The 12,076-nt window shown below is 70.4% G+C and carries 13 protein-coding genes; 3 read left to right on the forward strand and 10 right to left on the reverse strand.

What is annotated here, in order from left to right; translation table 11 throughout:
* A partial coding sequence (locus tag C1I98_RS25800) for a DUF6986 family protein (RefSeq protein ID WP_438672109.1) occupies window positions 1–213 on the forward strand: 213 nt, incomplete at its 5' end.
* Window positions 214–249: 36 nt separating this feature from the next.
* On the opposite strand, the gene C1I98_RS25805 is transcribed toward C1I98_RS25800, so the two are convergent.
* The 7 genes from C1I98_RS25805 to C1I98_RS25835 all read right to left on the reverse strand — a co-directional run bounded on the left by C1I98_RS25805 (window position 250) and on the right by C1I98_RS25835 (window position 7,410).
* Window positions 250–930, reverse strand: coding sequence for a copper homeostasis protein CutC (locus C1I98_RS25805; RefSeq protein WP_111170018.1), 681 nt, complete (start codon window positions 928–930; stop codon window positions 250–252).
* Between the two features lie 111 nt (window positions 931–1,041).
* On the reverse strand, window positions 1,042–1,656 hold the full coding sequence (locus C1I98_RS25810) for a GNAT family N-acetyltransferase (protein WP_111170019.1): 615 nt from the start codon (window positions 1,654–1,656) through the stop codon (window positions 1,042–1,044).
* A 152-nt stretch (window positions 1,657–1,808) separates the two neighbouring features.
* Window positions 1,809–2,564 (reverse strand): GntR family transcriptional regulator, encoded by a 756-nt coding sequence (locus tag C1I98_RS25815; RefSeq protein WP_306461921.1) that lies wholly within the window; start codon window positions 2,562–2,564, stop codon window positions 1,809–1,811.
* Between the two features lie 659 nt (window positions 2,565–3,223).
* Window positions 3,224–3,487, reverse strand: coding sequence for a hypothetical protein (locus C1I98_RS25820; protein WP_111170021.1), 264 nt, complete (start codon window positions 3,485–3,487; stop codon window positions 3,224–3,226).
* A 183-nt stretch (window positions 3,488–3,670) separates the two neighbouring features.
* Entirely contained in the window at window positions 3,671–4,342 is a 672-nt protein-coding gene (locus tag C1I98_RS25825; protein WP_111170022.1) for a pentapeptide repeat-containing protein, read from the reverse strand.
* A gap of 43 nt (window positions 4,343–4,385) precedes the next feature.
* On the reverse strand, window positions 4,386–5,939 hold the full coding sequence (locus C1I98_RS25830) for a glycoside hydrolase family 3 protein (protein ID WP_111170023.1): 1,554 nt from the start codon (window positions 5,937–5,939) through the stop codon (window positions 4,386–4,388).
* An 85-nt stretch (window positions 5,940–6,024) separates the two neighbouring features.
* Window positions 6,025–7,410, reverse strand: coding sequence for an alkaline phosphatase D family protein (locus C1I98_RS25835; protein WP_111170024.1), 1,386 nt, complete (start codon window positions 7,408–7,410; stop codon window positions 6,025–6,027).
* 155 nt (window positions 7,411–7,565) lie between these two features.
* On the opposite strand from C1I98_RS25835, the gene C1I98_RS25840 reads away from it, so the two are divergent.
* Both C1I98_RS25840 and C1I98_RS25845 read left to right on the forward strand, forming a co-directional pair.
* On the forward strand, window positions 7,566–8,201 hold the full coding sequence (locus tag C1I98_RS25840; protein WP_111170025.1) for a TetR/AcrR family transcriptional regulator: 636 nt from the start codon (window positions 7,566–7,568) through the stop codon (window positions 8,199–8,201).
* Window positions 8,198–8,881, forward strand: a complete 684-nt coding sequence (locus tag C1I98_RS25845; protein WP_111170026.1) for a DNA alkylation repair protein — start codon at window positions 8,198–8,200, stop codon at window positions 8,879–8,881. The genes C1I98_RS25840 and C1I98_RS25845 overlap by 4 nt, the downstream gene beginning before the upstream one ends.
* A gap of 6 nt (window positions 8,882–8,887) precedes the next feature.
* Here the strand turns inward: C1I98_RS25845 and C1I98_RS25850 are convergent, their stop codons facing one another.
* From C1I98_RS25850 to ngcE, 3 genes are all read right to left on the reverse strand, one after another.
* Window positions 8,888–9,799 carry a carbohydrate ABC transporter permease gene (locus C1I98_RS25850; RefSeq protein ID WP_233508184.1) on the reverse strand — a complete coding sequence of 304 codons (912 nt, stop codon included), beginning with the start codon at window positions 9,797–9,799 and terminating at the stop codon, window positions 8,888–8,890.
* A 10-nt stretch (window positions 9,800–9,809) separates the two neighbouring features.
* Window positions 9,810–10,712, reverse strand: a complete 903-nt coding sequence (locus C1I98_RS25855; protein WP_111170028.1) for a carbohydrate ABC transporter permease — start codon at window positions 10,710–10,712, stop codon at window positions 9,810–9,812.
* A 28-nt stretch (window positions 10,713–10,740) separates the two neighbouring features.
* A partial coding sequence (gene ngcE, locus C1I98_RS25860; protein ID WP_111170029.1) for an N-acetylglucosamine/diacetylchitobiose ABC transporter substrate-binding protein occupies window positions 10,741–12,076 on the reverse strand: 1,336 nt, incomplete at its 5' end.

A 12,076-nucleotide genomic window follows, 5' to 3' on the forward strand; every position in this document is an offset into this window, starting at 1 on the left:
GCCCTGGTCGCCCACTCCCTGTCCCACGGCTACTACCAGGGCGGCGACACCCACCCGGCACACCTGGTGAGCCGCTACGTGGCCACCTACACCTTCCACCTGGCACACCGCCCGGCCTACACCGCCAAGGCCGCAGCCCCCGCCGACCCGGCCCTCACTTCGCTGAGCAGTTCCACCGCCCTGGCCCGAGCCCGCCACGCCCTCGGCGACTGACGATCCCCAGCACCTCAGGGCTCTGGCGCGCCTGGGTCAGGTTTGGTCGGCGAGGGCTCGCCAGTGGCGGACCAGGGTGGTGTCGACCGGGTCGTGCCAGGAGGGGCGGACGGCGCTGCCCACGTGGAAGGCTCGGACGCCGTAGTCGAGGAGTGGTGGGACGTGTTCGGGGGCCAGGCCGCCGCCGGCGAGGATCAGGCCCGCGTCGCCGGCTCCGGCGCGGGCGCGCAGTACGCCGAGGCCGCCGGCGACGCCCTCGGGGGACCCCGCGGTGAGGACGGTGGCCAGGTTGGGCAGCAGCCGCACGGCACGCCATGCCGCCTGGACGTCGGCGGCGTGGTCGACCGCGCGGTGGAACGTCCATGGGAGCGGCGCGACGGCGTGGATCATCGCCTCCGTCGCGGCAAGGTCCACGGCGCCCTCCTCGTCGAGGAAGCCGAACACGAACCCGGCCGCGCCGGCGTCGGCGAGGGCCCGCGCGCTCGCGCGCAGCCTTTCCAGCTGTTCGTCCGTCACCGTGAAGCCCGGTCCGGGCCGGAGCATCACCATCTGCGGGAGCGAGCACTCCTTGGCGATGTCCGCGACCGTCTCGGCCGCCGGTGTGAGCCCGTCGGCCGCCATGTCGGCGACGACCTCCAGGCGGTCGGCGCCGCCTTGCTCGGCGGCGACGGCGTCGCGCACGTCCAGCGCGATCACCTCAAGCAGGGCTCCGGTCATGGATCGAGGCTATCGGCTGTGTTTCGCGGTCAGTACGGCATGCATCCCGAAATCGGGGCGCAGGCCCCCCGCCAGGGCCCTGCCGCAGGTCCCGGCGGGGGACGCCGCGGGCTACACCAGGGCCGGTGAGGTGTCGCGGCGGGCCGTACGGTCGAGCAGATGGACGCGCGGCGCGCCCGTGGTGAGGCCCGCCGGGCGCTGGAACAGCGCGCCGGAGGCGCGGTGCGGCAGGTCCACCGTGCGCAGGTGGGCGAACGCCCGCCCGCGGTAGTAGGACTGAAGCCGCTGGTTCTCCTTGGAGCAGTCCAGGCGCAGCCACCGGCGGCCGTGGTCGCGGGCGGTCTCGCTCGCCCAGTCGAGCAGCGCGTCGCCGACGCCCATGCCCGCGATCTCCCGGGAGACGGCGAGCTTGTGGACGTACAGCGCGTCGCCGGGGTGGTCGGCGGCGGTCCAGAACTCCGGGTCGGCGAATCCGTCGACCGCCACGACCGCCATCTGCGCCCGCCGTCCGGGACGCCCGGCGATGTCGGCGACGTAGAGCACGCCCTGCTCGATCAGCGGCTCGATCCGCTCGGGGCCGAAGCCGCCGCGCGGCCACTGGCGGACCCCCTGGCGGTGCAGCCACTCGGCGGCCTCGGCGAGCAGCCCGAGGGCGGCGGGGAGGTCGCCGACGCCGGCCCGGCGGAGGGTGAGCGTCTGGGGGGACAGCACGAGGTTGGATTGCATGGTACTTCCCTTCGTCGCGATGTGTGTTTGAATGAACACGAATCGTGCCTGAGTCAAGGCACACGGAAATGTCGGTACAAATCCGGATTTTTGGGGAAGTATCTAGCACCGTGTCGGCAAGATCACCGGCCGGTGTCGCATGCCGCGATAGGTCAGCGGCGTTCCAGCTCGTACCGGATCAGGTGCTTGTCCGCCGGCAGCACCGACACGGCCACACGGACCGGCACGTCGTCAGCGTCGTAACCGACCCTGACGTACTCCACGACAGGTGTGCCCGGCTCCAGTTCGAGCCGCGCGCTCTCGGTCGGAGTCGGCATCCGCGCGGAGATGTCGTCCACCACGCGCACCTGGGGGTGCCCGAGTTCCTCAAGGACGCGGTTGGCGCCGCGCACGATGTCGCCGGGCCGCACGATCTCCGAATCGCCCACCAGGGCGTGCGGGAAGTAGGAGTCGTTGGTGTTGTAGGGCTGGCCGTCCACGAACCGCAGCCGCCGCCGCACCACGGCGAGCCCACCGTCGGGCAGTTCGAGCCGGATCGCGATCTCCTCGGGAGGCTCGACGATCGACACCTCGATGACCTGGCTCGGCTCGCGGCCCTCCTGGGACACCGCGAAGCCGAACGCCTCCCGCGGCGCGCTGGCCGGCTGCGGCGTCAGCTCGCGCTGGGGGTACATCAGCAGCGGGCGGCGGTCCCGGACGATGCTGCCACGCCGCGGGGTCCGGCTGATCAGACCCTCGTTGACCAGCTCGCCGAGGGCGAGCCTGACCGTATTGCGACTGACTCCATAGGAGCTCATGAGGCCGGCCTCGGTCGGAAGCTGGTCCCCGGGACCGAGGTCACCGGAGTAGATGGCCCTCCGTAGATCTGAGGCCACCTGCTGGTACAGCGTCGACCGCGCCACATTCACCCCTTTTGTGCCAACGAATCTAGACGATCTGGTTCTAGTTTGAAACTCAGCCCTTGACCGCGCCCCCCTTTGAGCCTCATCATCCAAACGTTGGTACAAAACCATCGAAAGGTCGGCGAGGGGGTGACGGCCGGTGCTGTCGGTCCGTGCGGGCGCGCCAACACCGCCCCGGCGCGATCCCGGCGACGCGACGCGTCTACTGCGCTACGCATCGCGACGCCACGGGGCCACCCACACCTACCAGAGCGATGGGGACGGGGTGTCCGTCAGGAGCGAAGGCGGGCACATGGTCGTTCATCCTGCGGGCGGCCCCGCCGGGGCGGCACGCCTCGGCACGTCCGGTACCGACACCCGGGAGGCTCCGCGAGAGCCGCTCCCCCCACCGGCTCCGGTCGCGGCCAATCGGCCTAGGACCTCATCCCTCGCCGGGGTTCTAAGCCGTCGCGACCGGAAAGGGAGGTGTCCTGGCGGGTCCCCCACGCCCGCCAGGACACCCTCCCGCCCGCAACGGACGGGGCCACAGGGGACCGAACGCGAAAAAGCGCCACCGCGGCCACGGAATGTGGCGCGGGGCGCGGGCCTGGATCAGGCGTCGGGGAAAGAGCGACGCGGGCCGGGTCCGCTTCGAGGACTCTCCCGGACCGCACGTCAAGCGGGGATCAGCGGAACGAGTAGAACACCGTGACGCTGCCGTTGGTGGCGTTGGCCACGGTGCCGTTGATGTTGTTGACGTTGGTCGATCCGGCGCCGCCGGCCGCGGTGGTCGCGAGCTGGCCGAACAGGTTGCCGGACTGGGCCGAGCGGTGGTTGGTCGCCCAGTTGGACCACGAGTCCGCGGACTCCGCCTGCGCGGGCGCCGCGACCAGCGCGGCGGTCGTCGCAGCGGCCAGGACGGCACCGGCGACGCACAGCTTCTTGATCACTTGATCTCCTTCGCGGTTGGACGCCGGACGGCCGCGGCGAGGACCCGAAGGCCACCACACCCGGCCTTGACCCCCTGATCGACCGTCCGTTGACCTCAAGGTCAATTGCATCCCGATGCTATAGCCGACAGTGACGAGATCATAGCCCAGAGTGATCAGAATTATCTTCTGTACCCGGCGTCACTACAGCACCGTGAGGCCGCGCTCCGACAGGATGCGCGCGGCCTGCTCGGCCGAGACGACCGCTCCCCGCAGCGCCCGCAGCCGGGTGTCGTCGACCTCGCCGAGGTCGGCGCCGCGCAGGTCGGCGCCCTCGAAGCGGGTCTCCACCAGCCGGGCGCCGATCAGCCGCGAGCGCAGGAACACCGCCTTGGTGAGGTCGCAGCCGGACAGGTTGGCCTCGTCGAGCCGGACGTCCTCGATCGTCTCCCCGCGCAGCGTGCAGCCGGTCAGGTCGGCGAGGCTCAGGTTGCCGCCGGTGAACCGGTAGCCGGTGCCCCGGCACCCGGACAGCACGGCGCCGATCATCCGGCAGCCGGTGAACACCGCGTCGGTCAGCAGCGCGTTGCCGAACTTGGCCGAGGTCAGGTCGACGTCGGTGAAGACGGCGTCGACCAGCTCGGCGTCCTCGAAGCGCGGGCCGGACCCGCCGCCGCCGGAGAAGCGGGCGCCGTCGAGGTCGGCCCGCCGGAAGTCGGCACGGTCGAGCACGCACGCCTCGAAGACCGCCTCGAACAGGGAAAGACCCCGCAGGTCGGCCTGCGTGAGGTCGCACTCCCGGAAGACGTGCGGGCCGCCGTCACGCAGCCGCTCCGCAAGGGACGCGTTGGAAAGATCCTCCGACTCGAACTCCATACCGCGATTCAACCAGCGCCCACCGACAAGAACCCGCCCCGGCTCAGGAGACCTGCGGGTGCAGGTCGCCGGCCTCCCCGGAGAACCGCCCGTCGACACGGCCGCTGAGGACTTCGGCGGCGGCCAGGCCGCAGACGCGGGCCGAGCCGTGCGTGGCGATGTGGACCGCGCCGAGGTCGCGCCGGCCGGGCAGGCCCATCTCGACCACGACGGCGTCCGGGCGGGCGGCGAGCAGGTGGTCCAGGGCGGACATCTGCCAGGCGTGCCGGTGCGCGTCCCTGACCACCAGGACGAGCGGCCGGTCGTCGGCCGCGGAAAGGACCGCCTCCACGGCCCCTCCGGTGGCGGCGGAGGCCGTCAGCCTGGTCGTGGTGGTGCCGGGGACCAGTTCGGCGAGCGGGCCGCCGAGCCCCCACGGGGTGCCCTTGTCGATCGCCAGGTTCATCTCCGGCGCGAACTCCAGCACGTACGCCGGCCCGCCCAGCGGGAAGCAGGCGTCGGCCGAGCGGCGGGTGACCCGCAGCGCGCGGCGGGCGGCCCGCAGGCCGAGCGACGCGCCGTCCAGCCCCGCGCCGGGGTCGCCTTCGCGGTTCGCGGCGACGGTCCAGGTCGCCAGTTCGCGCACCCGGCCCGCGGCCTCGGCCAGGCGTTCCTCGCTCAGCCGCCCGCCGGTCACCGCGTCGGCGATGGCGTCCCTGGCCGCCTCGGCGGTCTTCTCGTCGGCGTGCTCGCCGCCGATGCAGATGGCGTCGGCCCCGGCCGCGATGGCCAGCGCCGACGCGCCGCCGATGCCGTACGGGCCGGAAACCGCCGACATCTCGATCGCGTCGGTGACGACCAGCCCGGTGAAGCCCATCTCCTCACGGAGCAGCCCGGTGAGCACCCTGGGGCTGAGCGTGGCGGGCCGGTCCTTGTCCAGGGCCGGGATGAGCAGGTGCCCGGTCATGACCGCGCGCACGCCCGCCTCGATGGCGGCGCGGAAGGGCAGCAGCGGCACCTTCCACAGCTCCTCCTCCGTGGCGTCCACGTACGGCACGGCGTGGTGGGAGTCGATGGCGGTGTCGCCGTGTCCGGGGTAGTGCTTGACGCACGCCGCGACGCCCGCCGACTGCATCCCGCGGACCGCGGCGACGGTGTGCCGCGCCACCAGTTCAGGATCGGCGCCGAACGAGCGCAGCCCGATGACCGGGTTGTCCGGGTTGGAGTTGACGTCGGCGGAGGGCGCGAAGTTGATCGTCACGCCCGCGGCGGCGAGGTCCAGCCCGAGACCCCGGGCGATCGCCTCGCTCAGCTCGACGTCGTCCACGACGCCGAGGGCGAAGCTGCCCGGCCTGCTGCTGCCACCCGTGACCTCCAGCCGGGTGACCTCCCCGGACTCCTCGTCGATGCCGACCAGCAGGTCGGGTTTCTCCGCCCGTAGCGCGGCGGTGAGGCCGGCGACCTGCTCGGGGTCGCGGATGTTCCTGGAGAACAGCACCACCCCCGCCAGTCCGTCGCCGAGCCGGCGTCTCAGCCAGTCGGGGGGCGTGGTTCCGGTGAATCCCGGAAGAAGGACCTCATCGGCCAGGCGCAACAGCTCGTGGTCGCGTCGGCTCATGCGTCACCGCTCATGGGCATGCCGACAATCTAATAGGAAAGTTTCCTAATTGCCAGGGGGCTGATCACGCGATTTCAGCCCGGCGTCAGACGTCAAGCCTTTTCAGGCGATCCCCTTCCACGCCGAACAGCGCCACGGTCCGCACCGGGGAGCCGGGCCGGTCGACGAAGTCCACGACGCGATAGGCGAGTTCCAGGCCGTTCGGCCCCGCCGTGCCGGACATGTAGCCGCGATGGCCGTCGTGGAAGCGGATGTGCGGGTTGGCCGCCAGGATCGCCGCGTTGTCCGTACCGGGCGGCGCGCTGGCGATCGCGGTGCCCACGAACTCCACGCCCACCGGCCGCCCCGCGTCGTCGGCGAGGTCACAGGCCCAGTTGTTGTGCACGTCGCCGCTCAGCACGACCAGGCCGCCGTCCACCGCGGAGAGCACGCGGGCCCGCTGGGCCGGGAAGGCGTCCCAGGCGTCCGTGCTGAGCGACCCGTCGGGGAACTGCCTGCGGGCGAAGAACATCGGCTGGACGAGCACCTTCCAACGGGCCGTCGAACCTTCCAGCCGCCCGACCAGCCACTCCTCCTGAGCGCGTCCGAGCATGTCCCCCGGCTCCCGGTACTGCCGCGCGTCCAGGATCAGGAAGTCGGCGACCCGGCCATAGGGCCGCCAGCGGTACATGTGCAGCCCGGTGCCCACCGGCCGGACCCGCAGCGGGAAGTGCTCGTAGTACGCCTGGTAGGCGGCCGTGCGACGGCGCAGGAACGCCTCGGGGTCCGAGCCGTCGCCGGGCCGTACTCCCGCGTAGTTGTCGCGCACCTCGTGGTCGTCCCAGATCGGCGCCCAGGGGGCCGCCGCGTGCGCGGCCCGCAGGGCGGCGTCGGTGCGGTAGCGAGCGTACCGGTTGCGGTAGTCGTGCAGCGTGCGGCAGGTGCGCTCGGGCCTTTCCAGTGGCCGGATGTAGCGGCCGGGCGCCGGATCGGCGGGTTTGCCCCCCTCGTAGATGTAGTCGCCCACGTGGAAGATGACATCGGGCCGCTCGTCCGCGATGTGGCCGAGCGCGGAGAAATGGCCGTGCTCGTAGCGCTGGCAGGAGGCGACCGCGAACCGCACCGGGTCGCCCGACTCGCGGGCCGGGGCGGTTCTGGTACGGCCGGCCGGGCTGGTGGCGCCGCCGAACGCGGCCGGAACCGAGAAGCGGTAGTGGTAGTCGGCGGCCGGGCGCAGGCCGTCCACCTTCACGTGCACGCTGTGCGCCCACGCCTGCCGGGCCTGTGCCGTGCCGGTCGCGACGATCTTGGTGAACCGCTCGTCCTCGGCCACCTGCCAGCGCACCGGGACCGTCTCGGCGGGCATCCCGCCCGGCCGGCCGGGGTCGAGCCCGACCGGGTCGGGCGCGAGCCGGGTCCAGATGATCACGCCGGCGGATGTCGGCTCGCCGGACGCCACGCCAAGGGTGAAGGGATATCCGATCTTCGCCATGACACGATCGTCGCGTAGTGAGATACCCGATGTACCCGGTTCGGGCGGAGTGTTTGGTTTGGAAGGATAAGTGAGGAAATAGTGGAATATGAGGGTACTGAGGGTGAGAGCTTGCGAACCCGTATCGTCAACAAGCGATTGGGCGAGGGCCCATAATGGTGGGCGTGAACACGGGTAAGGCGACCCCTGTCTCGGACCGCCGCGATCATCTCGTCCGGCTGGCCGCCGAGATCTTCGCGCGCAAGGGCTTCCAGGCGACCACGGTCCGCGAGATCGCGCAGGAGGCCGGGATCCACTCGGGCAGCCTCTACCACCACTTCGACTCCAAGGAGAGCATCGTCGATGAGGTGCTCTCCAGCTTTCTCGACGACCTGATCGGCCGCTACCGCACCGCCCTGGCCGGCGGCGGCGAGCCGCGCGCCGCGCTCTCCGACATGATCCGCATCGGGTTCGCCACCCTGGAGCCGCACCGGGCCGCGATCACCGTCATGCAGAACGACTGGAGCTACCTGCGCTCGCTGCCCGGCGACCGGTTCGACTACCTGGTCAAGGCCGAAGACGAGGTCGAGCGCATGTGGGTCGACCAGATCAGGAGCGGCCAGGCCAGAGGGCAGTTGCGCACCGACGTCGATCCCAAGCTCGCCTACCGCACCATCCGCGACACGATCTGGGTGACCGTGCGCTGGTTCCGGTCCGACGGCCCGCTCGACACCGCCGCCCTGGCCGAGCACTACATCACGGTGCTGTTCGACGGCCTTTCCACGGGCGAACGCACCAGCCAGCGCGCATGAACGCGCTGCGCGAGGCGATCCGGCAGGCGCTCACCGTCGCCGCCGAGCCCACCAAGGCCGAGGCCATGCGGGCCTACATGAAGTCGGACATGCCGTTCCTCGGCGTGCAGGCCGTCCCGCGCCGGGCGGCGCTGAAGAAGGTCTTCGCCCGCCACCGCATCCTGGCCGCCCCCGAGTGGCGCAAGACCTCGCTGGCCATCTGGCGCGCGGCCGAATACCGTGAGGAGCGCTACGCGGCGATCGAGCTGACCGGCTACCGCTACTACCGGCCCTGGCAGACCCTCTACACGCTGCCGATGTACGAAGAGATGATCGTCACCGGCGCGTGGTGGGACTACGTAGACGACCTCGCCGTCCACCGCATCGGCGGCCTGCTCGCCGCCTTCCCCGACACCATGCGCCCGCTGATGCTCGACTGGTCACGCGCCGACGACCTGTGGAAGCGCCGCGCGGCCATCCTGTCGCAGAACCGCTTCCGCCACGGCACCGACCTGGGTCTGCTCTACGCCTGCATCGAGCCCAGCCTGTCCGACACCGACTTCTTCGCCCGCAAGGCGATCGGCTGGGCGCTGCGCGAGTACGCCAAGGTCGATCCCCGCGAGGTGGTCCGCTACGTCGAGCACAAGGGCATCAGCGGGCTCAGCCGCCGCGAGGCGCTGCGCAACGTACCCGATGCCTGATCCCGGCTACTTGAGCGCCCCGGCGGTCAGCCCGGCCTGGATCTGCCGCTGGAAGACGGTGTAGACCACCAGCATCGGCAGGATCGCCATGCTCAGCGCGGCGAACAGCGCCGACCAGTCGGCGTCGTAGCCCGCCGCCGTGGAGATGTCGGCGATGCCCTGCGTGAGCACCCACTTGTCCTTGGCCCCGGCCAGCAGCACCAGCGGGATCTGGTACTGGTTCCACTGGCCGAGGATGTTGAACACCGTGATGCTCACGATCCCCGGCCTGGCCATCGGCAGCATGATCTGGAAGAAGACCCGGGTGTGCGAGGCGCCGTCCACGAAGGCCGCCTCGGCCACCGCCGTGGGCAGCGTGCGGAAGAACGCGGCCAGGAAGAACACCGTGAAGGGCAGCGAGTAGGCGATGTAGACCAGCACCAGCCCGGCGTGGCTGTTGAGCCCGATGAACGGGCCGATCAGCGGCACCCTGCCCATGTTCTGCACCACGAAGAACAGCGGCGTGAGCGCCAGGTACACCGGAAAGGCCAGACCGGACACGAACAGCAGGTACAGCGCCTTGCTCCCGCGGAACTCATACCGCGACAGCACGTAGGCGGCCATCGCCCCGAGCAGCATGGTGCCGGACACGCCGAAGAAGACGACCACGATGCTGTTCAGCATGTACTGGCCGATGTGCGCCTGCTCCCAGGCCCGCGCCCAGTTGTCCAGGCGCAGCGCCGCCGGCAGCGACCAGGCGTCACCGAAGATCTCATCCTCGCTCTTGACCGAGGCCAGGAACGTCCAGATGATCGGTACCGCGACGAGGATCGTCCACAGCGCCAGCGCCACGTGCGAGAGCATGGCCATCGGCCCGAGCCGCGCCTTGCGCCGCTCCCTGGCCTCGGACCGTGAGAACGGCAGACTCTGAGAAGCCACTGGAGATCCCCTAGAACTCGATCCGCTCGCGCCGCGACAGCCGCAGGGACAGCGCCGCGAAGCCAACGGTGAAGAAGAACAGGACCACGCCCATGGCCGAGGCGTAGCCGAACTGGAAGTACTGGAACGCGTTGCGGTAGATCTCCGCGGCCATGACGGTGGTGGAGGAGTCGGGACCGCCGTGCTCGGCGGTCATCACCCACACCACGGCGAAGACGTCCAGCGCGGCGATGCCGAGGTAGACCCAGCCGACCTGGATGGTGTCCCACAGCAGCGGCAGCGTCACGCGGAAGAACAGCGATAGGCGTCCGGCGCCGTCGATGGCCGCCGCCTCGAACATGTCCTTGGGCACCGAGGCCATGCCCGCGGAGAACAGCACCACATAGAACCCGACGGCCTGCCACACCAGCACGCCGAGCACGGACCAGAACGCGACGTCCGGGTTCGACAGGAACCCTATGGGCTCCGCCCCGGCCGCGATCAGCGGCGCGTTCAGCATGCCGCTGCGGTCCGGGCGGAACACCTGCTGGAACAGCACCGCCACGATGGCGACCGCCAGGACCTGGGGAAAGAAGAACACCACCCGGTAGAACTTCGCCCCCCAGATCCCGGTCATGCCCGACTTCCCGCCGACGTTCAGCAGGAAGGCGAAGAACAGCGCGATCCCGAGCGTCAGCACCGGCATGAGGATCAGCAGGAGCAGATTGTGCCCGACGGCCTTCCAGAAGACGGAGTCCTCGAACAGGCGCCGGAAGTTCTCCAGCCCGATGAACTCCGGGCTGGCGTTGACCCCTCTCCAGTTGGTCAGCGCGATGTAGAACGCCTGCGCGTAGGGCGCGATCACGTAGATCACGTAGAGGAGCACTGGCGCCGCGAGGAATCCGACGACGAATCCCGTCCTGCCGTATCTCATTGGTAGCTCACATCGGGTTGGGGCGCGCTCAGTCGCGCGTGTACTTCGTGACGGAGGAGTCGGCCTTGATGCCGGCCGCCTTCTTCTGGATGCGTTCGGCCCACTTGTCCACGGTCAGCCGGCCGTTCATGAGCTGGCCGGTGGCCGCGGCCACCTCGTCGTGCATGGGCAGGTACCACTGGCGCAGGCGGAAGAAGGTGGTGTTGTCCCCGGCCGCGTCCAGCATGGCGATGGCCGACTTCAGGCCGGGGCTGAGCGGCACGCCCTCGGCCGCGCCCTTGACGATGGACGGCGTGCTGACGGCCTGCACGAACTTGGCCGCCGCCTCCTTGGACAGCATGGCCCGCAGGACCTCCACGCCGCCCAGCGGGTTGGGCGACTTGGCCCCGACCATGAAGTCCTCGCCGGGCCGCGCGTGGACCGTCCCGTAGGGCAGCGCGTCGGAGGAGGTGAAGTCGGGCAGCGGGAAGACCCCGTAGTCGAAGTCCGCAGGCGCGGTGCCCTTCTGCTCGTTCTCCAGCCACACCCCGCACGGCAGGATGGCGACCTTGCCCTTGTTCTGGGCGGTCTGGGTCTGGACGTGGTCCAGGCCCGCCGTACCGGGCAGCAGGTACTTCGCGCCGATCTCCTGGAACGCGGCGGCGGCCTGCTTGACCGGCTCGGCCGACCAGGCGCCGTCCTCAAGGTTGTCGATGTTCTTCAGCACGTCCTTGCCGCCGATCTTGGCGGCGAGGGTGAGGATGGTCTCGTAGATGTAGAACGGGTGCTTGCCCGCGTAGGTGAACGGGGCCATCTTCCCGGACTTCTTGATGGTCTCCAGCAGCCCGGTGAACTCCTCCCAGGTCTTGGGCGCGGTCGGCCAGCCCTCCTCCTTGAACAGCTTCTGGGAGTACCACATCCCCCAGACGCCGTTCGTGTAGGCCATGACCTGGAACTTGCCCTCGAACGTGCCCCACTCGATCACGTTGGGCGAGATCGTGTCGCGGACCTTGACGTTGGGGTCGTCCCAGCTCGGCGCGTCCAGCAGGGTCCGCAGGTCGTAGAGCTGGTTGTCCTGGACCAGCGCGCCGACGTCCATCGCGTTGGCGCCGGAGTTGTGGATGACCTCGGGCGGGGCGCCGCCGGCCAGCCTCGGCTGGAGGGTCTTGGCGACCTCCTTGGTCGCGGTCTCCTTGATCTCGACCTTGGGGTGCTTGGTGCGGAACAGCGGCTTGTGGATGTCGGTGAAGTACTTGTCGCCGAAGCCGCCGTCGAAGATGACGACCTCGACGGGCTTGTCCTGGGGGATGCCCAGCGGGTTGTTCGCGCTCTTGGCGCCCGCGGTGGGGGCCTGGGCGGGGCCCGAGTCGCCCGCGGGCGCCAAG

The organism is Spongiactinospora gelatinilytica (genome assembly GCF_003236385.1).
GTDB classification, from domain to species: Bacteria; Actinomycetota; Actinomycetes; order Streptosporangiales; family Streptosporangiaceae; genus Spongiactinospora; species Spongiactinospora gelatinilytica.